The sequence below is a fragment of the Kordiimonas lipolytica genome (genome assembly GCF_001550065.1).
The window spans coordinates 147120-171576 of sequence record NZ_LRUB01000024.1; the positions used below are offsets into that span (position 1 = coordinate 147120).

Annotated in this window: 20 protein-coding genes and 1 tRNA gene; 19 read left to right on the top strand and 2 right to left on the bottom strand. The window is 50.4% G+C overall.

Annotated features, from left to right (window positions below; genetic code table 11):
• Position 1: 1 nt before the first annotated feature.
• Together KORM41_RS12490 and KORM41_RS12495 are read right to left on the bottom strand one after the other, a co-directional pair.
• Positions 2-940 (bottom strand): tetratricopeptide repeat protein, encoded by a 939-nt coding sequence (locus KORM41_RS12490; RefSeq protein ID WP_082719914.1) that lies wholly within the window; start codon positions 938-940, stop codon positions 2-4.
• A gap of 100 nt (positions 941-1040) precedes the next feature.
• The gene (locus tag KORM41_RS12495) at positions 1041-1601 is read right to left on the bottom strand and encodes a prolyl-tRNA synthetase associated domain-containing protein (RefSeq protein ID WP_068148387.1); all 561 of its coding nucleotides are present in this window, start codon (positions 1599-1601) and stop codon (positions 1041-1043) included.
• Positions 1602-1796: 195 nt separating this feature from the next.
• Here KORM41_RS12495 and KORM41_RS12500 point away from each other — a divergent pair.
• From KORM41_RS12500 to KORM41_RS12590, 19 genes are all read left to right on the top strand, one after another.
• Positions 1797-1871 (top strand) — tRNA-Gly (locus KORM41_RS12500).
• 102 nt (positions 1872-1973) lie between these two features.
• A complete protein-coding gene (locus KORM41_RS12505) occupies positions 1974-2264 on the top strand; it encodes a DUF2188 domain-containing protein (RefSeq protein WP_068148390.1) in 291 nt (96 codons plus the stop codon).
• Positions 2265-2639: 375 nt separating this feature from the next.
• A complete protein-coding gene (locus tag KORM41_RS12510) occupies positions 2640-3668 on the top strand; it encodes a glycosyltransferase family 4 protein (RefSeq protein WP_068148392.1) in 1029 nt (342 codons plus the stop codon).
• 946 nt (positions 3669-4614) lie between these two features.
• Positions 4615-4974 (top strand): MarR family EPS-associated transcriptional regulator, encoded by a 360-nt coding sequence (locus KORM41_RS12515; protein ID WP_068148395.1) that lies wholly within the window; start codon positions 4615-4617, stop codon positions 4972-4974.
• A 134-nt stretch (positions 4975-5108) separates the two neighbouring features.
• A complete protein-coding gene (gene wecB / locus KORM41_RS12520) occupies positions 5109-6248 on the top strand; it encodes a non-hydrolyzing UDP-N-acetylglucosamine 2-epimerase (protein WP_068148398.1) in 1140 nt (379 codons plus the stop codon).
• The gene (gene wecC / locus KORM41_RS12525; protein ID WP_068148401.1) at positions 6248-7522 is read left to right on the top strand and encodes a UDP-N-acetyl-D-mannosamine dehydrogenase; all 1275 of its coding nucleotides are present in this window, start codon (positions 6248-6250) and stop codon (positions 7520-7522) included. Before wecB ends, wecC begins: the two co-directional genes overlap by 1 nt.
• Before the next feature lie 17 nt (positions 7523-7539).
• Positions 7540-8853 carry a nucleotide sugar dehydrogenase gene (locus KORM41_RS12530; protein WP_068148404.1) on the top strand — a complete coding sequence of 438 codons (1314 nt, stop codon included), beginning with the start codon at positions 7540-7542 and terminating at the stop codon, positions 8851-8853.
• A 104-nt stretch (positions 8854-8957) separates the two neighbouring features.
• Positions 8958-10661, top strand: a complete 1704-nt coding sequence (locus KORM41_RS12535) for a carbamoyltransferase C-terminal domain-containing protein (RefSeq protein WP_068148409.1) — start codon at positions 8958-8960, stop codon at positions 10659-10661.
• Positions 10662-11093: 432 nt separating this feature from the next.
• Positions 11094-12410, top strand: coding sequence for a hypothetical protein (locus KORM41_RS22030; RefSeq protein WP_197421104.1), 1317 nt, complete (start codon positions 11094-11096; stop codon positions 12408-12410).
• The gene (locus tag KORM41_RS12545) at positions 12403-13665 is read left to right on the top strand and encodes an oligosaccharide flippase family protein (protein ID WP_068148413.1); all 1263 of its coding nucleotides are present in this window, start codon (positions 12403-12405) and stop codon (positions 13663-13665) included. Before KORM41_RS22030 ends, KORM41_RS12545 begins: the two co-directional genes overlap by 8 nt.
• A 47-nt stretch (positions 13666-13712) precedes the next feature.
• Positions 13713-14378: a CatB-related O-acetyltransferase gene (locus KORM41_RS22390; RefSeq protein ID WP_156431970.1), complete on the top strand. Its 666-nt coding sequence runs from the start codon at positions 13713-13715 to the stop codon at positions 14376-14378.
• Complete coding sequence (locus KORM41_RS12555) at positions 14375-15517, top strand: glycosyltransferase family 4 protein (RefSeq protein ID WP_068148421.1); 1143 nt, start codon at positions 14375-14377, stop codon at positions 15515-15517. Before KORM41_RS22390 ends, KORM41_RS12555 begins: the two co-directional genes overlap by 4 nt.
• A gap of 33 nt (positions 15518-15550) precedes the next feature.
• A complete protein-coding gene (locus KORM41_RS12560) occupies positions 15551-16696 on the top strand; it encodes an N-acetyl sugar amidotransferase (RefSeq protein WP_269448978.1) in 1146 nt (381 codons plus the stop codon).
• Positions 16696-17319, top strand: a complete 624-nt coding sequence (gene hisH, locus KORM41_RS12565; protein ID WP_068148424.1) for an imidazole glycerol phosphate synthase subunit HisH — start codon at positions 16696-16698, stop codon at positions 17317-17319. The genes KORM41_RS12560 and hisH overlap by 1 nt, the downstream gene beginning before the upstream one ends.
• On the top strand, positions 17319-18062 hold the full coding sequence (locus KORM41_RS12570; protein WP_068148642.1) for an AglZ/HisF2 family acetamidino modification protein: 744 nt from the start codon (positions 17319-17321) through the stop codon (positions 18060-18062). The genes hisH and KORM41_RS12570 overlap by 1 nt, the downstream gene beginning before the upstream one ends.
• A gap of 239 nt (positions 18063-18301) precedes the next feature.
• Positions 18302-20431, top strand: coding sequence for a bi-domain-containing oxidoreductase (locus KORM41_RS12575; RefSeq protein ID WP_068148427.1), 2130 nt, complete (start codon positions 18302-18304; stop codon positions 20429-20431).
• 2 nt (positions 20432-20433) lie between these two features.
• The gene (locus tag KORM41_RS12580; protein WP_197421108.1) at positions 20434-21141 is read left to right on the top strand and encodes a class I SAM-dependent methyltransferase; all 708 of its coding nucleotides are present in this window, start codon (positions 20434-20436) and stop codon (positions 21139-21141) included.
• Between the two features lie 173 nt (positions 21142-21314).
• Positions 21315-22790 carry a heparinase II/III family protein gene (locus tag KORM41_RS12585; protein WP_197421109.1) on the top strand — a complete coding sequence of 492 codons (1476 nt, stop codon included), beginning with the start codon at positions 21315-21317 and terminating at the stop codon, positions 22788-22790.
• Positions 22790-24016, top strand: a complete 1227-nt coding sequence (locus KORM41_RS12590; protein WP_068148430.1) for a glycosyltransferase family 4 protein — start codon at positions 22790-22792, stop codon at positions 24014-24016. The genes KORM41_RS12585 and KORM41_RS12590 overlap by 1 nt, the downstream gene beginning before the upstream one ends.
• The last annotated feature ends 441 nt before the right edge of the window (positions 24017-24457 follow it).

Genomic DNA, 24457 nt, shown 5'->3' on the forward strand with positions numbered 1-24457 from the left:
CCTAGCTGAAAAGAACCGACGACAACCGTCTACGGTATTTGAGAGTGAATGGATCGGTTGGGCCCGCAGCGTCAAACAGCTTCAGGAGCTGCAGCCTGGCAGCGTCCTCGTTCCATTCCCGGTCACGCATGATAATGCCTAGAAGCGCATCCGCTGCCGCATCCATTTCGCCGCGTGCCTGGTGTGCCAGCGCCAGATCATAGCGGGCCTGGTAGTCCTGTGGGTTGGCTTCCACCTTGGCTTCTAGCTCAACTACATCGCCGGCGCCTTCCGCCTGGGCCGCAAGCTCAAGCGCGGTTTTCAGGCGGCCAGCGCGTTCGGCCACTTTGGTGTCCTTCATGGCTTCTTCGTCCAGCGCGTCCAGAAGTGCCTGGGCCTGCTCCGTCTGGCCCAACCGGTGCGAGGCATCGGCCATGCCCACAAGCGCACGGGCATTGCCTTCGTCGTGCTGCAGCACCTGTTGATATATTTGTCCGGCCTGCATGGCTTCGCCCGCGTCGAGGGCAGCATCGGCATGATCCAGCGCTTCCGCAAGCGGATCGCCGCCTTGGCCGCTGCCGCCTGCCATATCAACCAGCCGGTCGATAAAGGCCTTCAGCTGCGAAGGCGGCACAGCACCCTGGAAACCGTCCACTGGCTGGCCCTGCCAGAATGCAATCACCGTTGGCAGGCTCTGGACCTGAAGCTGGGCACACAGGGTCTGGTTCTGGTCAGCGTTGACCTTGACCAGCGCCACAGCGCCGCCCGCAGCCTTCACGGCGCTTTCAAGGGCCGGCATCAGCTGTTTGCAGGGCTCGCACCAGTCGGCCCAGAAATCCACAATGACAGGCACCTCGCGGGACGCCATCATCACATCATCGCGAAAGGTCTCGATTGTCGCGTCCTTGATGGACGCCTGTGCGCCTGCCTGTGCAGCGTCGCCTGCCATAAACTGATCCATAATCAACACTCTTGGATTTGCTGTGGTACTTTTTGGTTCCGTCCCGACCATAAGCGCTTCCCTGCGCGTTTGCCAGAGTGGAAATCGGGAATTTCTAAGATCAAGGCTTGGCGTCGGACGCGGGCTTGGATACGGGTTCTGGTGCGTCAAGGTCAACAGTCACGGGTTCATAGCCGCAGGCGCGGATGAAACGCACCAGGTCGTCCGGACTGATTGCCGTGGTGGCGGCATTGTGTAGCGGGTGATAGTAAAGCGGCGACTTTGCCATCATCGCGGCGTCGAGCGCGACCAGCATAGGGGGCTCCTGGCCATCCTCTACCCGCGCGTTGATGAGCGCAAAAGGCGTAACCGAGCCTGGGATCACGCCAAGCATATCCATGAGGCTGTCGGCGCTGCCGAACGACAGCCGCCCCATGGAAAGCGCGCCCGAGAGCGCCTTGAGGTCGACCCGCCTGTTCTCGTCCACCATCACCAGTGCGCGGCGCTTTTTCTTGTCGCGGACAAACAGGCTTTTGCAGTGGCCGCCGCCTGCAGGCATGTGCGCGCGCTCTGCCTGTGCTTCCTCAACAGTGAAGACGGGAGCGTGCCTGTATGTTTCGGTTTCAATGCCGAGCCCGGCCAAAAAGGCGAAAAGATCATCTTCCGATAGGGGCGATTCCATGATTTTTCCCAAATAATGCGGCGAATTCAGCTTGATATATCGCACAAATATCCATGAAAATCATGGGGTTAATGCAATTTTTCAAAAAAATAAAAAAAGGTGTTGCAAAGGGTGCGCTCATAGCTATTATCCCGCCACGCAGACGGCAGCGCCGCCTGTTACCCCGCCGGCCTTCCGGGCCGGATACGCGATTGAGCGGGCGTAGCTCAGGGGTAGAGCACAACCTTGCCAAGGTTGGGGTCGTGAGTTCGAATCTCATCGCCCGCTCCATCTTCTCCCAGCATTATCAACAGCTTAGCAGCTTTCATATGCTGTGGAGTCGAGTCTGTTTTCCGTGTTGTCGCACTCACGTCACAACTGCGGAGACATTTGATGGCAAATATCCGTAAGCGGGGGTCCAAGTGGCAGGTGCAAGTTCGCCGTGCTGGCCAACTGCGTATCACTAAGACATTCAACAAAAAATCCGATGCGCATGTATGGGCGCGCGACATGGACGCCAAAGGCGACCGTGGCGAGATTGGCCGCATTGGCGACAATGACCTTACTTTTGGCTGTCTATTGAAAAAATACAGGGCTGAGGTCGTCGCTAACAAATTGGCTGTTAATCACCGTACGATGGTTGATCAAGCGCTAGCATGCCCTGTGAAGCGCTTGAATATCTAGCGGAATTAAATTTTCCAGAAGAATGGTTTCACCTGCCTCCGTTTCTCCGATGACATAATATATCGGATAGGCGGTCTATCTGCTTGACCCCAAAGAGTTTCCATTGGTTGCGAAAATTGGTGCGGCCTATATATGAGTCCTCGGGGTTTTTTGGGGAAACCTATCCCCGTTATTAACGCGGCAACGGCTAAAGTTCAGAACCATGCAAGCAGATATCTGTGTCAAGCCGTAGGTCCAGTTTATTCATTCTAAGATATAGGGATGGAGCGGCAGAGATTGCCATTAAAGGGTTGGCTCGCTATTATCGAGTTCATAGGGACGGTGGTGATTTTCGCCAGATAAAAACAATCCAAAACTATGTGGGGGTTCAGGAATTTGTACGAAATTACGTTAGGTCTAGGGCTTGTGGCCGCTTTCTTCGCTGGCAAGAAAGCCCTCTTTGTGGGTCTCTCTCTGGGGTTGCTGGATGACCCAAAGGTTGAAGCTCATAAGAAACATCATGGTATGGTACCACAGGTAGGCTCGGTGCTCCTCTTATGTGGCCTCGTTGCTCTGGCTATAGGGGCTGCCCTCTGGGGTAAGGCAACCGTGTTTCTCCCTATTATCATATGCGCTTTTCTGATCGGGGTTTTAGGTATCGTCGATGATCGCCTCAAGCTTTCCTGGCGGACCCGTTTTGTATTTCTTTGGTCAATCGTTGGCCTCCTGCTTTTCTTGTTGCCCGACCTTCTAATTGACAAGCTTGTCTGGTCTTGGGGTCAAACTTCTGACTTGGGCTTCATAGGAGGCATCGGATTCACAGCCCTTTGCCTTGTTGGCTTGGTGATCGCCCTCAACATGATGGACGGCTTCAACGGAGGGATACTCTCGCAAGGCATTGTCTGGCTACTGATGTTTGCCAACCTTGCGTCTGGCGACCTGGCGACGGTTTTTTTGTATCTAGCAATGACTCTGTTGGTAATCCTTGCCTTCAATATGCCGAGCAAACTTTTTATGGGTGATGGTGGCGCTTATGCCCTTGGTCTCGTTCTTGGGGCCTCGGCGATCATGATGTATGGCGCGGAACCTGAAACCCCGGTCTATGCAGACACAATTGTTGTGTGGCTTGCTTTGCCGACATTCGACTGCCTTCGGGTCATCTTTATGCGTGTACTTAAAGGCTTGAGCCCGTTTCATCCTCGACGGGACCATCTGCATCACCTACTGATGAAAACAGTTCACCGGCATGCAGGATTGGCGTTCAGCTTTCTTTATACAGCAACAGCGGTATTGGCCGCCTTGTGGAGACCCGAATACAGCTGGTTGATTGTCTTGGCGCAGTTGTTGGTATTAGGTTTGACGGTTTCTATGACATCTAGAATGGCGAAATTAGGAACGGAAGCCAGTGTAGTAGAAGCGGAATAGCCACGGGAATTAATTCAGATTTATTTTCTTACGACCTAAAACTATTTGCGGGAGGTGTTGGTGGTTTAACCAAGCTGAGTGTTGACATGCTGACAGTTTATATGAGCTTGTCCCCATTTTGGGGCCTCTGAAACAAGAAAATTCAGATTTTATGCCTATGGGTTGGCGTGGCAACCCATAGGCACGAACCAGTTTTATTAGAGTTTTATTGCCGATCGAACTTTGTGGCCTAACTTCGTTATAATCCGAGTGCCGGACTTCACATTTTGACTGTACCTCTTTTAGGTATAAAAATCATAATATATTCAAGCATCCTTACCAAACCCTGCCAATGAATGACATTGTCTGTCGGTTTTCTTGCTCTACTGAAGCAAAGTGTTACATCATTCATATAGGCCCACAGACCTAAGATCTTTGCTAATAAATTCCGGACTGTAGAAAACCCGAAAGGTCTTTGGCTGGCCGTAGGTGTGTTTGACCCTTTTAAGGACCCCAACTACATTGGCTATCCTGATAACGCATGCGTAGGTCAATCGCAGGGCCCTCTTTGCCCAACCTTCAATCGTCCCGGTGTATTGCTTAAGAGTTGCACGCCGCGCCCATCTCTGGGTGCTGCGGCCAGTGGCGGTCATAATCCACCCTTATTCTGACCAGGTAGTTCTGTTATGAGTTCGTAACAAATCGAGGCTATGTGTCATTGCTGACATCGTCGACTGCTGAGTAAGTGAGTCTCCGCAGAGTCTAGAATGCTTCAGTGTAGCCATGCTTCTACGCGTGTCGGTACGAGGTTTCGCAATAAACATCAAATTTCCCGCTTGTTTGCGCGCATGCCATATGATACCGCTCAAAATTGAACGATGAGGAAATTACTCTCGATATCATTTTTGCTCAAAACAAGGCGCCGGTCGCAGGCTGTCCTTGTGCGGTAGCCTGAGAAAATCCCAAAATGACCAGTAAGCGCACCAAGCTTCAAGAAGATACGCATTTTCGCGTCCTTCGGCTCCTTCAGGAAAACCCGGAAATGTCGCAGCGAGAGCTAGCTGAGGTGGTTGGGGTCAGCGTGGGGGGGATGCATTACGTGTTGAATGCCCTGATCGAAAAAGGGCTCGTGAAGTTGGGGAATTTTACAGCTGCAGAAGACAAGCGTAGATATGCCTATGTCTTGACGCCAAAGGGTATTGCAAGGAAGGCAGCGTTAACCCGCGCGTTCCTAGCGCGAAAAATGGAAGAGTATGAAGCGCTTAAAGAAGAGATTGATGCGCTTCAATCTGATTTGGAAGATTCACCGGCTCAGACGTCTTTGTGAGCCATTCGCGGGCCGCATTGAAGCGCTAAGATTATTTCAGGAATACCCAAACAAGTGACGTTCAACAAAGGCAGCATAAAGGTCAAGCATATGATTTGGCTTCTCAGAGCCCATCGTGTTCCAAGGGTAATTCTATGAAAAAGATCTTAATGGTATTTGGCACCAGGCCCGAGGCCATTAAAATGGCACCGGTTTATGAGGAGCTCAAGGGAACGTCTGGCCTTGATGTGCGTATCGCGGTAACAGCACAACACCGGGAGATGCTTGACCAGGTATTGCGGCTGTTTAATATCAAACCAGATTATGACCTTAATGTCATGAGGCCAGGTCAAGGCCTAACGGAAATTACGGTTGCAGTTCTGAAGGGGCTAAAGCTGATTTTTGAAGATTTTGTACCGGACCTGCTGCTCGTCCATGGCGATACGACGACGACTTTGTCAGCGTCGCTAGCAGCCTATTATCAGCAAATTCCTGTTGGGCATGTCGAAGCGGGGTTACGTACAGGAAATATTTATTCTCCTTGGCCTGAAGAGATTAATCGTAAGGTCGCTGGTACGATTGCACAACTGCATTTCGCGCCAACAAAAAAAGCCGCGGCGAACCTGAAAAATGAATCTATATTACCTGCATCGATTTCTGTCACCGGCAATACGGTCATTGATGCTTTGCTTGACGTGGTGGCCAAGCTTGAAATCGATCCAGAGCAAAGAGCTATCTTTGACACGGAATTCGGTATTGATCCCTCAAAGCGTGTGATTTTAGTAACCGGGCATCGACGTGAAAGTTTCGGTGAAGGGTTTCAAAGAATTTGCGATGCTCTAGCAAAGCTAGCTAAGCGCGACGATGTTCAGATTATCTACCCAGTTCATCTGAACCCAAATGTTAAAGGCCCTGTTGAAGGTAGCTTGGCTAAATGTGAGCGCGTTCAACTTATATCGCCTCAGGATTACCTACCTTTTGTCCACCTAATGAGCCGTGCAGATATTATTCTCACCGATTCTGGGGGGGTGCAGGAAGAGGCGCCTTCGTTAGGGAAGCCGGTCTTGGTGATGCGAGAAACTACGGAACGGCCTGAGGCCGTCGATGCCGGAACGGTCAAACTGGTTGGCACGGATGCCGATTTGATTGTGCGTGAAGTAAGTAGACTGTTGGATGATGACAACGCGTTTGAGGCGATGGCTCGTGCACACAACCCATATGGCGATGGGCATGCGTCGGTGCGCATTCGTGATGCCATTCTGGCATTCTTTGACATGGAAAAGGTCGCAAGCTGATGCTCAAAAAGCCCTTCAAACGTATTTCTGTTATTGGGCTAGGTTATATAGGCCTACCGACCGCAGCGATGTTCGCCTCTCGAAAAATAGAGGTTGTCGGGGTCGATGTAAATCAGCAAACGGTTGACACTATTAATCGCGGCGAAGTCCATATTGTCGAACCTGATCTTGATATGGTCGTGCGGGCTGTTGTGAAAGAAGGTTATCTGCGAGCCAGCACAAAACCCGAAGAGGCTGAGGCTTTTCTTATCGCTGTGCCGACCCCGTTTAAGGGGCAAAATCATGAACCTGATCTATCCTATATCAAGGCTGCGTCACGGGCAATCGCGCCCGTTCTGCAATTAGGTAATTTGGTAATTCTTGAGAGTACTTCGCCTGTGGGGGCAACAGAGGCGATGGCAGATTGGCTGGCCGAAGCACGGCCAGACTTAAGCTTTCCTCAGCATGCTGGAGAGGCTTCCGACATCCGCATCGCGCATTGCCCGGAGCGGGTTTTACCAGGCAAAGTAATGCAGGAATTGATCTCCAATGACCGGGTCGTTGGCGGTATCACGCCAGTGTGTTCGAAATGTGCGGTGGAGCTTTATAAAACCTTTGTAACTGGGGACTGCGTGATTGCTTCCGGCCCAAGGGTTGCTGAGATGGCGAAGTTGACCGAGAATGCTTTTCGGGATGTGAACATTGCTTTTGCAAATGAGCTCTCTTTGATCTGCGATGAACTCAACATGGATGTATGGGAATTGATCCGGCTTGCCAACCGGCACCCTCGCGTGAATATCCTGCAGCCAGGCCCGGGAGTGGGTGGACATTGCATTGCAGTCGATCCGTGGTTTATCGTTTCCTCGGCCCCTGAACAGGCGCGTTTGATACGTACAGCGCGGGAAGTTAACGATAGCAAGCCTAATTGGGTGTTAAACAAGATCCGAGCTGCGATTGGTGCTCATTTAATGGAGAACCCGAGCAAGACTGCGGCTGATGTAACGGTGGCGATCTATGGCCTGGCCTTCAAGCCAGATATTGACGACCTCCGTGAAAGTCCCGCGTTGACAATTGCTAAAGAGCTGGCGGCCAAACACAATGGTCCAATTTTTGTCGTGGAACCAAACATCACAGCGTTGCCGGAAATGCTTTGTGCGGAAAACATCCAACTGTGTGATCTTTCCATAGAAGCAACTATTCACCTTCTGCTGGTTGATCACGAAAGCTTTCGTGGTATGGATATTCCGCAAGGTATTATCATTGATACCCGTGGTATATGGACACGCGTTTCCTGAATTAAAGGATTATAAGAGTGCACTTTTCGTGTTCGGAACTTATTGAGAAACTAACTAATCGCGATGCCACGATTGGCATCATTGGCTTGGGTTATGTCGGGCAGCCATTGGCACTACGTTTTTCAGCGCTTGGATATAAAGTGCTAGGTTTTGATATTGATCAGATCAAGGTCAAAGAGTTGAATAGCGGATACTCCAATATTGAGCATATCCATAGTGCAGAGGTTAAAGCTGCAGTGGCTTCAGGTATGGAATGTACCATAGACTTTAGTCGTGCTGTCGAAGCAGATGCCCTTATTCTCTGCGTACCAACACCTCTGAACAAGTATCGCGAACCTGATTTGAGTTTTGTGATCAACACCACTAACTCAATTGTGCCGCACCTACGAAAGGGGCAGGTTGTTTCTCTGGAAAGCACTACCTACCCGGGAACGACGGAGGAAGAGTTGTTACCAAAGGTAACCTCGAGCGGCCTATGTGTAGGCGAAGATATATTTTTAGTCTATTCCCCAGAGCGAGAAGACCCTGGCAATGTAAATTTCACAACAAACTCCATTCCAAAAGTGGTTGGTGGGCACACGCCTAACTGCCTTGAGGTTGGCAAAGCGCTTTATGGTCAAGCTATTGACCATGTTGTTCCTGTTACATCGACCAAGGTGGCAGAGATGACCAAACTGCTGGAAAACATTCACCGGGCAGTCAACATCGGGTTAGTTAACGAGATGAAGGTTGTAGCTGACCGTATGGGCATAGATATATTTGAGGTAATAGACGCCGCTGCCACTAAACCTTTCGGTTTTACCCCTTATTATCCTGGCCCAGGTCTGGGCGGGCACTGTATTCCGGTCGACCCATTTTACCTGACCTGGAAAGCGCGCGAATATGGTCTGCATACGCGCTTCATCGAATTGTCAGGCGAAGTCAACCGTGCGATGCCTGAATATGTAGTTGGCAAACTTGTTAAGGCACTGAACGAACGTCGAAAGTCGCTGATGGGTAGCAAAGTTCTCGTGCTTGGTATCGCCTACAAGAAGAATGTTGACGACATGCGCGAAAGCCCCTCGGTTGAGGTGATGGAGTTGTTGCGCGAAGGGGGGTGTGATGTCTCCTACTCTGATCCGCATGTGCCCGTGTTCCCGAAAATGCGGGAACACAAATTCAATCTGAGTTCAGTTGAGTTGTCATCGGAAGTTATTGCCAACTATGACGCAGTTGTATTGACAACAGACCATGCGCAATTTGACTACGACTTGATAGCTGAGAATGCGCAAGTCATTGTTGACAGCCGAGGAGTCTACCGAACACCAATGGAAAATGTCGTTAAGGCTTAACAAAAATAGTGAACGATTGGCGGCAATCGGATGCAGGCTCATGTCTTGTTTGCCTTGTTGGGGCCCGAACTAGCTAAAATTCGATAGGGAAAGGAAATAAGAGTATGGTTATTTTGGGTATTCATGATGGGCACAACTGCGGGGCAACATTGCTGAAGGATGGGCAAATTGAAGCTTCTGTCTGTGAGGAACGTCTGACTCGTGTCAAAAATGAAGTGGGTTATCCTGAGCTTTCAGTTCGAGAGGTGCTAAGCCTGTCGGGCGTTCAAGAGTCGGAAGTTGAGGACGTCGTTTTTGCGAGCCAATACATGCATACTGCAGACCACCTCTCTGATGTATCTAAATGGTACAAAGTTGGAAAAAAGGAGCAGGCTAATGATGAGAAGCTTACACAAGAGGAGCTTCTGAAGAATGAGCAGCGGCGCAAAGCCGAGAGAATGCAGAAGGTTATAGACCAACTGGGTGTCAAACCTGAGCAAATTTCATTCGTTGACCATCATTTGGCACATGCGGCTGCGGCCTATTTCGGTTCTGGCTTTGATTTTGATAAAGAGACCTTGGTGTTAACCTGTGATGGAGCGGGTGATAACCTTTCAGCTACTGTCTCCATTGGTGTTGGCGACAAGATGACCAGGATCAGTGCGACTGGTCGAAATGATTCCCTAGGCAAAATATATTCTCGAATAACATTCTACTTGGGCCTTAAGCCATGGGAGCATGAGTACAAAGTTATGGGGTTGGCACCGTATGCTGATGCGAAGTATGCCCTTGAAGTCAAAGAGATCCTCGACGGCTATCTGAAAGTGAGTGAGGACGGTCTTGGTTTCGAGGCGGTCGGCGACCTCAAAATGAACTATATTTATGAGCGTTTGCGCAAGGATTTGGAGCTCAAACGTTTTGATGCCATTTCCGGTGGCGTACAAATGTTCACCGAGGAACTTTTGACCACTTGGATTAAGAATGCTGTCAAGCATACAGGGATCAGCCGTGTGGTTTGTGGCGGTGGCGTTTTTATGAACGTTAAGGCAAACAAGCTTGCAAGCGAAATTGATGGAATTGAAGAGATATTCGTTTTTCCGAGTTGTGGGGATGAATCTTTGTCTTTTGGAGCTGTGTGGTTAAAGAGCATCGAGAAGGGTTCATCTGCAGAAAAGCTTACGAAGCTCCATGATATTTACTTGGGTAGATCCTATACAAATGACGAAATTGAATCTGTTTTAAAAACAGAAAGCTCCGAAAACTTTGAATACGAATTTATTGAAGATATTGACAAGAAAGTCGCTACATTAATTGCGGAAAACAATGTTGTTGCAAGATTTGCTGGTCGTATGGAATGGGGTGCCCGTGCTCTTGGAAATCGATCAATCTTGACTAATCCAAAGGAGTGGCCAAATGTCGAGCGTATTAATTCTATGATAAAAATGCGGGATTTCTGGATGCCCTTTGCTCCGTCGATGATAGCTGAATACTCTGATGATTATATCGTGAACCCCAAAGGCATTCATTCACCCTACATGATGTTTGCGTTTGATACCTATCCTGAAAAAAGTAGGGAAATATTGGCTGCGGTCCATCCACGCGACAAGACTGCGCGTGCACAAATGGTGACGCGTGAGGCTAACCCACGGTACTGGAGCGTCATAAAGCACTTTTATGATTTGACAGGCACTTCTGTAGTGTTGAATACGTCGTTCAATCTTCATGGCTATCCGTTAGTTATGTCACCCAAGGACGCGTTGAGCGTATTCCATAATAGTGGCCTAAAGTATCTTGCATTGGAGAACTACCTAATCTCTAAACGGGCGTGACGGAAGTCTGATTTTGTGAAGTAATAGCGGGCCCTGTTGTGCAAATCGAATTTGGAATTCATCTTGTAAATCCCGCGGGACAGTTGATGGGGATTGGCAGACAACTCCGACCTATAAAACCAAGAACTGAGGGGGCTTTTAAAGAAGCGCTGAAGCGCCTTGGTCCGCTGACGATTTGAGATGATATTGTGAGGTTAAGCTGACCAGCGAGCACGGCCGATAGCGGGCATGTAGTGCAGGTCTGTTTACAGAATTTCAGGTTTGTTCGCCGTTCTGAATAGCCTAGCCGCACTCGGCATATCCGTCACCTAAATCGTTGGAAAAAGTCTGTCGGTGGGAACGAGAAACTTGTCCCTTTGGTGATTTGTGCAACAGGGTCATGATAAATTTTGGATAGATTTAGTGGTTATATTCTCAGCAAATAAGATTTCAATGTCGGATCGTTGGCGATACATTGCAGCGGGTGTATTTTTCAAGATTGCTTTGGATATATCTTATGCAACCTATTTGACCGATGCTTTCGCAAATCACTTCTTGACCCCGTTTGTGATCAATTTTTCAATTTTCCAATATCTTGAGTCCTTTATCTGGTTGGCGTTGGTTCTGCTTTTTGTTCCTTTCTCCTCGAGGTCGGCTGGTGGGCTCGCATTCTTTAGCGGAATAGTTTTCCTCTACGCGCCCGTAGCTTCAATTTATGGCATGGACGATGACAGGTCTCGATACACCTTGTTTCTTTCCGCGCTCGCAATCGGCTCAGCCTATTTGGTAAGTGCTACGAGTTCCATGAGAAAAGTCAAAATAGCCTTGCCGAATAATGGCCGCAAATATCTACTTACGCTTAGCATCTTTTTCGCCGTCCTGTTCTTGTTGAATGCAGCGATTTCGGGAGCGTTGTTCGGAATGAACTTCGATATTGGCAGGGTTTATGAATTTCGGAGTGATCTGACGGACACCGTAGACATCGGGTTATTTGCTTACACCAATCTTTGGGCGCAAAAAGTATTTACACCCCTGATTCTTGCGATAGGACTGCAACGGAAGTCAGCTTGGATGATTGGTCTTGCACTTGCCTTGCATGTGATCTATTTCGGTGTTTCACAACAGAGATCTCATCTGTTCACACCCAGCTTGGTCTTGATAGCTTACCTGCTTTATAGAAAAGAATTTTCATATAAAGACGGTTTCGTATTGCTTGGGATTATTTTGCTTGTCTTAAACCTAGTTGTCTTGGCTTTGAATCTCGAAGTTTTCGGTGCACTGGCTATTCGTCGCTCTCTCTTTGTGGGTGCGTCTGCGACATATTCATGGGTTAATTACTTTGCTGAGAACCCAAAAGTATTTTTCGCGGACAATCTCTTGTCGCCAGTTGTGAGCAATGAATACACACGGGTATTCCTGCCTCGCCTTGTGGGTGATTTTTTGCGATCAGACATGGACATAAACTTTAACTCAGGCCTTGTAGGTGCTGGATTTGCCCAACTTGGTGTTGTTGGTGTTGTTGTTTATGGAAGTATTATTGGTGCCTTTATTCGTATCAACCGGCGGCTAATAGAAGCCGGAGTGCATCCCTATATTCCAGCGGCAATCTTGTTTTTGCCCTATCGTGTTGCTTGGGCCGATGCAGATCTTCTTACCGCACTATTATCACACGGAATTATTGTTGGCACCTTTGCGGTTTGGTTGTTCGGTTCCTCAAGGAATTTGGCATCAATGGGAAGCAGCACCATCAAGCAGCCAGCGCGTGTTTGAGTTCACTCCGGTGATCGCTGTGCTGCAAAATCCTATGTTCAAACGGTTTATGGCCCTCGCTAGTGGTAGCGCCGCTGGGCAGGCGATAATGTTTTTCGCATTGCCGGTTGCCACGCAATTGTATGTCCCTGCGGATTTTGGTGTACTTGCGTCTTTTTCTTCTTTGGTTCTCCTACTTTTGCCAGCGGCTTGTTTTCGGTTCGACCTAGCGATCCCGATCCCGCAAGACGATGGAGAAGCTTTGGGTTTAGTTACGCTTGCCTTTGTCAGCGCAACGCTTATCTCCGTTTTTTATGCCGTAGCGCTTTTAGCAACCGTCGAGTTGTGGGAAGATACTATACAAGACGTAATCATATCCTATTGGTGGTTGTTGGTTCTGGCACTCTGGTCGGCTGCGATATTCTCGCTCATCCAATACTGGGCGATTCGCATGAAAAAATTTAGGAGTTTAGCCATTTCTCATGTTGTGCGTGGGTTGATCGGCGCGAGCTCGCAAATCGGCATGGGCTTCCTTAGCATTGGCGCATTCGGACTTCTGGTCGGTCAGTCGATCTATATGGGGATGGGCGCACTGTTTCTGGCCTGGAGCCTTGTGTGGATCAATCTCGATGCTTTAAAAAAAATGACGCGTTTTGATATTTTCGCCGCGCTTCGAAAAAATTGGCGATTTCCCATTTATTCTACGCCCGAAGCACTCTTTAATTCTGCTAGTGCAAACTTGCCGATGATCCTTATTGTCGCGTTGGTAGGATACGAGGCTGGAGGATTGCTTTATGTAGCACAAAGACTGACGAGCATCCCTGTCGGATTAATTGGCGGGAACTTGTCACGTGTGTTTTTGAGCGAGGCACCAGAACTTGACCGTAAAAAAAGACTATTTTTCTTCACCCTCAGGCTATGGTTAACGTTGTTTATGTCGGCTTTTCCATTGGCAATTTTCCTATCTTTGCTGGCTGAGCCACTGACTGTAAGATTGTTCGGCGATGACTGGATAGGTGCTGCACAGTACCTTTCGTGGTTAATTCCCGCTGCATTGTTGCAGTTCTCTGTTGTACCAGTCGCAACTGTACTGCATGTTAAATCGAAACAGCTAGTTGCACTTCTAGTTCAGGTCTCTGGATTTGTCCTTCAGGTCGGCTCAATCTGGCTTTGCTATGCGATGGGTGGTGTTGACCCGGTGCTAGGCTTTGCCATCGGTTCGGCTTTTCATTATGGAATCTATTCCATCGTGATTTTGGTCTCCGCCAGAGACTGAAGATAGAAATAAATTTTTAGCTCACAAAGCGAATTACCACAACGTGAATGATGGATAAGATGCCAAAAGAAAACCGCTTCAATCGAAAGCTGAATCTGTTGAGAGACTTGCGGTACATTCTTTCTAGAATATTAAAACGCTTGCGTCCTGCCGCGGTTAGAAATTCATTTATCCATCGTACGTCGAAAATCGAACCCGGAAGCCAAGTCGTAAGTAGTGAATTCGGGCGGCATTCCTACTGCGGGTATGATTGTATTTTTCTAAACGTGTCCGTTGGTTCTTTTTGTTCCATTTCGGATAATGTTGTTGTGGGTGGTTCAAATCATCCGATGCACTTTGTTTCAACCAGTCCAGTCTTTCTGTCTCACCGAGATAGTGTAAAAGAAAAGTTCTCGAGGTTTGAATATCTTGATCTGCCAAGGACTTGGATCGGCAACGATGTCTGGTTGGGCTATGGTTGCCGTGTACGAGCAGGTGTCAAGATTGGTCATGGTGCTGTCGTAGCGATGGGCAGCGTTGTTACTAAAGATGTTCCTCCGTATTCCGTTGTGGGAGGCAACCCAGCACAAGTGCTCCGAACACGCTTTTCTGAAGAAGTCATTGAAAAGCTTTTGTCGACGGAATGGTGGCACCTTTCAGATGAAGAACTCGGCCGTTGGGCAATTTGGTTTGATGATCCGCAAGAGTTCTTGAATGAATGGGCAAAAAAATGAAGATCCTGCACCTGTGTTTGTCCTGCTTCTACATTGATGATGCAGGATACCAAGAGAACCATTTGGTTCGTCAACACGTTGACGGAGGTCACGATGTTTTGGTCATCGCTTCGACAGAGACCTTCGACGGAAAAGGCGGCTTGCGTTACACTGAACCGAGAACCTACATCGGATCAGATGGTGCAAAGATTATTCGTGTCCCATATGTTAGTTGGTTACCGCAGAAAATAGCGCGAAAGCTTCGAATTCACCCAGGAATTTATAAGTTGATCCAAGATTTTAGACCGGAAGCAATGATGTTCCATGGATGTGCCGGAAACGAGATTGTTACCGTAGCTCGATATGCCGCTAGCCACCCCAATGTTCTGCTGTATGCAGACAGTCATGAGGACTTCAATAACAGCGCGCGTAATTTTGTATCAAAGAACATCTTACACCGATTGTTTTACAGAAATCGAATGCAAACCGCGTTGCCACACATCCGAAAGGTTCTGTGCATCAATTTAGAATCTATGGAATTCATGTCGGAACTTTACGGTGTTTCGCGTGACAGACTTGAATTTTTTCCACTTGGCGGTAACGTTTTAGCACCGTCTGAGATTTCCGATCGCAGGTTGAAAACGCGTGCTCAATACGGTCTTTCGGACGATGCATTTGTTTTCCTTCAGTCCGGAAAAATGAGTAAAAGAAAGAAACTGGCCGACAGTCTTGAAGCATTTGCCCAAATGGAAGGGTCACACCTGAGGTTCTGGATCACTGGCCTTTTGGTCGACGAGATCAAGGAGGACTTGTTGTCAAAGATCGAGACAGACCCAAGGATTAATTTTCTTGGCTGGAAAAGCTCCGAGCAACTCAACGATCTTCTTTGCGCTGCTGACGTTTATCTTCAACCCGGCACGCAATCGGTTACCATGCAAAACGCTTTGTGTTGTGGGTGTCCTGTAATAATAGCTGACGTACCTGGACACCAACCCTACGTTAAAGCTGGCGCAACCCTAGTGAACGACCGAAAAACCCTGCTGAACGCAATGCGCGATGCTTTGACTTGGGACAGCATTGACAAACGCTCGATAGCCTTGCGCTTTGCTAGAAAGACATTGGACTACAAAAATCTGGCAATGCGTCTCCTCAAAGCTTGAGTGTAATATCTTTAACCTTGGAGGTTATCAAAGTTGAAACCCTCGACCCGAACCTATCAGATCTGCACCAACTGCGTTATGGACACGACCGACTCTGCGATTACTTTCGACGAGTACGGAGTGTGCGACCATTGCCGTGATTTCGAAAAAAACGTGAAACCGAACTGGCACCCTGATGAGCAGGGCCGGGCCGCGCTTTCCGCTATAATTAGCGAAGTGCGCAAAGTCGGAAAAGGCCATGATTTCGACTGCATTCTCGGCCTTAGCGGTGGACTTGACAGTTCATATATGTTGCATCTTCTAGTCAAAGAGTTCGATCTGCGCCCTCTCGTGTTCCACGTAGATGGCGGCTGGAACAGTGATCTTGCCGTCAACAACATTCAGATGCTAGTCGACAAACTGGGACTGGACCTGTTCACTGAGGTCATCGATTGGGAGGACATGCGTGATTTCCAGTTGGCATTCTTCAAGTCGGGGATATCGCAAATTGACATCCCGCAGGATCATGCTTTTTTTGCTACTCTATACAAGTTTGCCAACAAATATAACGTAAAGCACATTATGAATGGTGGCAACATTTCGACCGAATGCATCCGCAACCCCCTAGAGTGGTTATACTATGGAACGGATATGTGGTTGATCAATGATATCCGTAAACGGTTCTGCACGCGTCCGCTTAAAAATTATCCATTCAGTTCAATCTTGTCCCACAAGCTCTATTTACGTTATTTACGCCAAGTCAAAGTGGTCCGGCCACTAAACTACATGCCTTACACGAAGGAGGTGGCGATGAAGACGCTGCGCGATGAGTATGGCTGGCGCGCATATCCTCAGAAGCATTTTGAAAGTCGTTTTACCAAATTCTTTGAAGGCTATTGGATGCCGACCCGATTTGGCTTCGACACGCGCAAAGTGCAGTATTCTTCATTGGTTGTGACGCACCAAATGACCCGCGAAGAGGCTTTGGAAAAACTGAAAGTGCCAGCGTATGACCCTGACACCATCGAGGACGAGTTCGCCTATATTGCAAAAAAGTTGGGTATCACCATTGATGAGTTGCGCCATTACCATACGATGCCCTTGAAAAGTTACAAAGATTACAGCAACCAAGAATCTTTTTTCAACCTCGGGGCAAAGGTTCTGCGTGCTGTTGGCGTCGAGCGGTCTATAAAGCGGTGATGGCTAAACTGTGTATCATTGACTACGGTTCCGGTAATATTCGGGCGATCGCCAATATCTGCGAGCGCGAAAGGATTCCCTTTGTCATTTCCGCTGAGCCTGAGGCGTTCAAAACCGCCACCCATTTCCTATTGCCGGGTGTCGGTGCTTTTGATCCAACAATTGCAACGCTGCAGGTTTCAGGGATACTCTCGGCGCTCGAAGTTGAAGTTCTGGTTAAACGCAAGCCGATTATGGGGATTTGCGTCGGAATGCACTTGCTAGCGAATGGAAGCGATGAAGGGGCCCGTAGGGGGTTGGGTTGGATTCCTGGTCATGTGACCCAAATCGAAACAAGCACTCTTGGCCCTTCCCCACACTTGCCGCATATGGGATGGAATAGTATCGCGACTGAGGAATTTGACCCGCTGCTGAGGGGCGTCGATCTGCGGCGCGGCTTTTATTTCCTGCATTCATTTTTTTTCGATGCGCAAAATCCAGAGGATATAGTTGCTACGGTATCCTACGGAAGCGCTCTGCCATGCATCGTACGCAAGGGCCACATCATAGGGGCACAGTTCCACCCGGAAAAAAGTCATTCGAATGGTATCCGCCTGATCAAGAACTTCGTGGAGGTCGAATGATGCTGCAGTCTCGGATCACGCCCTTCCTCTTGTTGCGCGGCAACGGGCTTGTCAAAACTCAAAAATTTGGTGACCCGAAATATGTTGGTGACCCGATCAATGCGGTGAAAATTTTCAACGAGAAGGAAGTCGATGAACTGACTTTGCTTGACATTGACGCAACCACATCGGGCAAGGGGCCTGATCTCGGGCTCCTTAGGGACATCGCTACCGAAAGCAGAATGCCGCTGTGTTACGGAGGCGGTGTTCAGGACGCGGGAACCGCAGCTCAAATCATCGCGCTTGGGTACGAAAAAGTCTCGGTTAGCCATGCGGCGCTGGAGCGCCCCGAGTTGGTGCGCGAGATGGCTGAACGTGTCGGGCGGCAAAGCGTGGTGGTGACTATTGACGTCAAGAAAGAGGGGTTGTTCGGCGCAAGCTACCGGGTCTATTCGCAAAACGCCAAGCAAAAACACAATATCGATCCAGTCACTTTCGCTGTTCAATGCACCGAACTTGGCGCAGGCGAAATCGTGCTGAACTCGATTGACCGAGACGGAATTATGCAGGGCTATGACCTTGATCTGGCCAGAAAGGTCCGTGCGGCTATCACGACACCGATGACTGTCGTCGGCGGCGCCGGATCTGTCGATGACCTACGCGCTTTGACCTCCGAACTGGGCCCGATCGGTGCCGGTGCCGGTAGTCTCTTTGTCTTCAAGGGAAAGTATCGCGCCGTACTGATAAGTTATGCTCGACCATGATAGGTGTATCATCAAGAACAGCTACGTGTTGTCTGATCAATACCAACGACGAGTGTTATGTATGCTTTGAATTTGCCCCGTACGTACGATAAACTTTTGGTTTCGAACAAATTATCGATCATGCTGTGCAATGAAAAAGATTTCGTAAAATTAGCTACCGGTGCCGCAGTACCAAAAATGGGTATTTTCCAACCCTAAATATGCGCGTACAAAATCGTAGGCTATCAAAGGTTGATCAAATGAAACAAGTTCTTCAATCCCTTAAGGACGGCACCACCACACTTGAGAACGTTCCAGTGCCGCGCGCTGGTGCTGGCAGTGTGCTAATTCGCACCGATATTTCTCTCGTTTCCGCCGGCACCGAGCGCATGCTGGTGAAATTCGGCAAATCTGGATGGATATCAAAGGTCCGCCAGCAGCCCGACAAGGTGAGGATGGTGCTGGAAAAGGCCCGCACGGACGGCATCGCCGCCACCTATGACGCAGTAAAGAGCAAGTTCGACCAGCCACTGGCGCTCGGATATTGTAATGTCGGCCAAGTGGTCGACGCTGGAAATGGTGTCGATGGTTTCAAGCCGGGCGACCGCGTGGTCTCGAATGGGAAGCACGCCGAATACGTCACCGTGCCGAAAAACCTCTGTGCGCGTATCCCGAAAAACGTTTCCCTCGAGGAGGCCAGCTTCACTGTGGTCGGCGCCATTGCTTTGCAGGGCATCCGCCTCGCCAACCCGACGCTGGGTGAATGCGTGGTGGTTACTGGCCTTGGCGTGATCGGCTTGATGGCAGTGCAGCTGCTGTGCGCCCACGGGTGTCGCGTACTTGGGATCGATTTTGACGATAGTCGCCTGGCGCTGGCACGGCAGTTCGGCGCGGAGACGGTGAACCCAGGAAAGGGTGAGGATGTGCTCGATGCCGCCGCCGCATTCTCGCGGGGGCAGGGCATCGACGCGGTAATTATCACCGCAGCAACTGACAGTAACGAGCCGGTGCGCCAGGCTGCGCAAATGTGCCGCCAGCGCGGCCGCATTGTGCTGGTGGGCGTGGTCGGTCTGAATCTGTCGCGCGACGATTTTTATGAAAAAGAACTGACCTTTCAGGTCAGCTGCTCGTATGGACCGGGGCGCTATGATTCCAACTACGAGGAAGGCGGGCAGGATTATCCCATTGGTTTCGTGCGCTGGACCGAGCAGCGCAACTTCGAAGCGGTGCTAGATCTCATGGCATCTGGTTCGCTCGATGTAAAGCCCTTGATCACCCACCGTTTCGAAGTGGCACAGGCGGCAGAGGCAATGGATCTGTTGACCTCGAGCGAGCCATCCATGGGTATTCTCATCAACTATCCGGGCGGTATCGATGGCGAAGCGCAGATTCTCGAACGCGTCGTCACACTAGATGACGTGCAGCCGAAGGCTGGTAAAGGTAGAGTCGCCTTCCTTGGCTCGGGAAACTACGCAAGCCGGGTTCTCATCCCGTCCTTCAAGACGGCAGGCGCCGATCTCGGTACAGTGGTCAGTTCTGGTGGGATCAGCGCGGTGCGTTTCGGTAAGAAGTTCGGCTTCCGAGAAGCGGCCACTGATGCCTCGAGGGTGCTGGCTAATCGCGAGATCGACACCATAGTGGTCGCTACCCGTCATGACGCTCACGCGACACAGGTGTTAGACGCACTGCGAGCGGGTAAGCATGTCTTCTGTGAGAAGCCTTTGTGTTTGACGCTGGCCGAACTGGCCGAGATCAAGGCTGAGGCTAACCGACGACCGGAGCAGCAACTTGTGGTTGGCTTTAATCGCAGATTCGCGCCACAGGTAGTGAAAATGAAGACGCTTCTCGCTCCGATTAAAGCGCCAAAAAACCTCATTATCACTGTTAATGCGGGTGAAATCCCACCAGATCATTGGACACAGGATCCTGTCGTGGGCGGCGGGCGCATCATTGGCGAAGCCTGCCATTTCATCGATCTTGCTCGCCATTTGATTGGGCATCCAGTCACGGCACATCATGGGGTGGCGTTGGGGCGGCATCCCTCGACGCCCGTCAATGACGACAAAGTCAGCCTGACGCTTCAATTCGCAGACGGGTCGGTAGCAACGATCCTGTATTTGGCTAATGGCCACAAAGGCTTCCCTAAGGAACGGGTCGAGATCTTTGCTGCGGGTAGGGTTCTTCAACTGGACAACTTCATAAGGCTACGTGGCTGGGGTTGGTCAGGGTTCTCGAAGATGAATCTTTGGAGGCAAAACAAGGGGGTGGACGCCTTGGTCGCGGCGTTCATGGCTTCAGTCAAATGCAGGGCCGTGGCGCCTGTGCCACTTGCGGAAGTATTTGAAACCACTGAGATCACTATCAAACTAGCGGAGGCTGTGCGGCAATGAGCATGATCCAGATCATCGATCGCAGATTCTATCCCGATTATCACAAAAACTGGGATGACCAAATGTTCCGCGAACGGATTCTGCGGGTCATTGATTCTGACACCCGTATTCTGGACCTTGGCGCTGGCGCCGGAATTGTGCAGGAGATGAATTTCCGTGGACTTGCTCAGCAAGTCTGCGGTGTCGACCTTGACCCGAGGGTCTCAGAAAATGGATTTCTGGATGAGGGGCGGGTCTCGGACGCGGGCGAAATCCCATATCCCGATGCCAGTTTCGATATAGTGATTGCCGACAATGTTATGGAGCATCTGGACTTCCCCGAACAGGTAGTCCGCGAGATTGCCCGCGTTCTGCGTCCCGGCGGGAAGCTATTATTCAAGACACCGAACCGCAACCACTACATGCCACTCATTGCCCGCCTGACCTCGCATCGTTTTCACCAATGGATCAACCGCTTGCGGGGGCGGCACGAGACCGACACCTTCCCCACGCACTACCTATGCAATTCACCTACACAGGTTCGCAAGATAGCCGCGGACTCCGGCCTTCAAATCGACAGTTTGGAACTGATTGAAGGGCGTCCAGAATACCTGCGGATCACCACACTCACCTATCTGATGGGGCTGGCCTATGAAAGGCTTGTAAATGCTGTACCTTATTTGGCGCGGTTTCGCATCCTTCTGGTCGCGACGCTGTCTAAACCTACATGACCGTGATGCGCTACGCCTTTCGGTTCTGGCGCACGATCCGGCACCTTCGGCCCGTGCAGCTTTATGGACGGCTATGGTATCTGTTGGCCCGTCCCCGCCCAGATCTGGCATCGGCACCATGCATCTGGTCTGGGTCCGCAATTTGGCAGCCGCCTGCCTACCGTGCGCCCAGCATGACCGGACCAAGGGTGTTTCGGTTTCTCAATGAAAAAGGGTCGCTGGACGCGCATGGCTGGGACAATCCCGCTAAAGCCAAGCTTTGGCGCTACAACCAGCATTACTTCGATGACCTGAACGCCGAAGGAGCGGACTCGCGCGGAGCGTGGCATCAGGCGCTGATAACCGACTGGATTGCAGCCAACCCGCCAGGCCAAGGTTCGGGCTGGGAGCCTTATCCTACTTCGCTGCGCATTGTGAACTGGATCAAATGGGCGCTGGCTGGCAACACCCTAAATGAGGCCGCACAGCACAGTCTTGCTGTCCAAACTCGCTGGTTGATGCGTCGGCTGGAATGGCACCTGCTCGGCAACCATCTTTTTTCCAATGCGAAAGCGCTTATTTTCGCCGGCTTTTACTTCGATGGACCGGAGGCCGCTAATTGGCGCAAGCAGGCTATGGCGATCTTGTTTCGTGAGCTGCCTGAACAGATACTTCCCGATGGCGGCCATTTCGAGCTGTCGCCGATGTACCATGCCCTCGCTGTGGAGGACTTGGCGGATATAGTGAACTTGATGACGGCCTATGGTTCCAGACTTTCTGCCGCCGAACAGGCCTTGGCGCGTGGCTGCGCTGCGCGGTTGCCGGGAATGCTTCGTTGGCTCAACATTATGTCGCACCCGGACGGCAAGATCTCTTTTTTCAACGATGCAGCCTTTGGCGTCGCACCGGAGAATGACTGTCTTCATGCCTATGCCGCGCGGTTGGGAATTTCTGTCGCTCCGTTGGCGCCAGGACTTACGTATCTAGTTGACAGTGGTTTTGCTCGCATGGCGCGGGGATCAATCGTGGTCCTCTGTGATGTAGGCCGTATAGGACCGGATTATCTGCCCGGTCATGCCCATGCCGATACACTGTCCTTCGAGCTTTCGCTCGGCACAGAGCGCGTGATTGTTAATTCCGGCACCTCCGAATATGGTACGTCTGCTGAACGCCTGCGCCAGCGCGGAACATCTGCGCATTCGACTGTCCAAGTCGGCAATGAGGATTCTTCGGAGGTTTGGAGTGGATTTCGCGTGGCGCAGCGCGCTAGAGTCTATGCAGTAGAGGCCAATGAAACCCGCGAGGCGCTAATTCTCGCGGCCCGACATGATGGTTACACCCGCCTGCCCAGAGGCCCGCACCACAGCCGTTCATGGCAGCTCACTGATACAACGCTGCGTGTCGTTGACCGGCTGGAGCCAGCCGCAAAGGGTGTAGCACGGTACTACCTACCGAATGGCGTCATCGCAGAGGCTACGTCTTCAGATGCTGGTACGCTGCGCCTGGCTTCGGGCCGAGTGCTGCGTTGGTACGCCGCCGGCGCTACTGCCAATGTTGAGGATAGCACCTGGCATCCTCGCTTCGGACTAAGTTTGCCTAGCCAATGCTTGTCCCTCGCTTTCACCGGGGACTTGACCTTCGATCTCACCTTTGACCCTGACTTTGCCTGATGCATATTCTATTTCTGACCGATAATTTTCCACCAGAAACCAACGCTCCGGCTAGCCGCACCTTTGAGCATGCATGCGAATGGGTGAAGGTCGGGCACCGAGTCACGGTAATTACCTGCGCTCCGAACTTTCCGAAAGGCCAGATTTTTGACGGTTATCGTAACCGTTTCTGGCAACAGGAAGAAATGGCAGGCATCCGCGTTATTCGCGTCTGGAGCTACGTGACAGGCAACGAGGGCTTCGTCCTGCGCACGCTTGATTTTATAAGCTTCATGCTTTCCGGGTTTCTCGCCGCGCTTTTTGTCAGAAAGCCGGACGTGATCATAGGCACCTCTCCTCAATTTTTCACGGCAGTAGCAGCTTGGGCGGCTTCTGCCGTGAAGCGCAAACCATTTGTTTTTGAGCTGCGTGACATCTGGCCGGAATCGATCCGAGCCGTAGGCGCAATGAAAAACAGGCGTATACTGGGCTTGCTTGAAAAGCTGGAGGTCTTCCTATATAGCCGCGCTTCAGCGGTGATTTCGGTTACCCACTCATTCAAGAGAAATCTGATGGCGCGTGGTATCGACGGCGATAAGATTTTTGTAGTAACCAACGGTGTCGACAGCCGCCGTTTCCATCCACTGTCCAAGGACCCCACTTTAAGCCAGAAACTTGGTATCGAGAACTGTTTTGTCGCCGGCTATATTGGAACGCATGGAATGGCGCATGCGCTAGACACGCTACTTGATGCGGCCGCAATCCTTATGAACGACCCAGCATCGGCAAATATCCGTCTCCTATTGCTAGGGGATGGCGCTGAACGCGAAAGATTGAAGGCACGAGCGAAACAGCTGGGTCTAAGAAATGTTATTTTCTGCGCTTCAGTGACAAAGGAAGAAGTGGTTCGCTATTGGTCAGTGCTAGATCTCGCAATTATTCATTTACGCCGATCAGATCTCTTTACTACAGTGATTCCTTCTAAGTTGTTCGAGTGCATGGGCATGGGCATTCCGATCATTTTGGGAGTTGAAGGCGAGTCTGCTGAAATCGTCCGTCAGGCCGGGGCTGGAATAACCATCGAACCAGAGAATGCCAAGCAGCTTGCAGACCAAATTAGAATCTTGGACAAAGAACCTTGCTCACTTCAGCAAATGTCTTCGGCGGGGGTTGCTTCGGCAAAGGGTTTTGATCGAGTGGCACTAGCTCAATCAATGCTGAACTTCATTCACAAAGTCGTTAAATGATTAGATCTCACTTTTATAAAATTTCTGGTAGTTAGAATCCGCAAGTAACACTGCTTTTTCCCTTCCTGCCCAATAGATCACATGGAGTTCCGCTTTCCTAGCCTTGTTGGGCAACCCTTGTGTACCCGCCCATAAATTAGAGTCACCAGCGACTTTTACTTCACCAATCGTTTTCAGCTGGCCACCTGCATCAAATCGATCAATCAGGAGGCGCTGCTAGCAACTGGGATCTCGTCGATACCGCGCCCATTCCTCAAGCTTACCCGCCGCTAGATGGCTGAACCTAGGGGTCACCGTATTCATGCGGTATCCGTCGACATAGAGAACGAACGCGGCCGTCAACCAACTTGATCAAGGCATGCTGACTACCTAGGTCACTGTGATTGTTAAAGCCACCTCCATATGCAGACCAGTTCCACCCTATACCCAGTGCGAACCAAT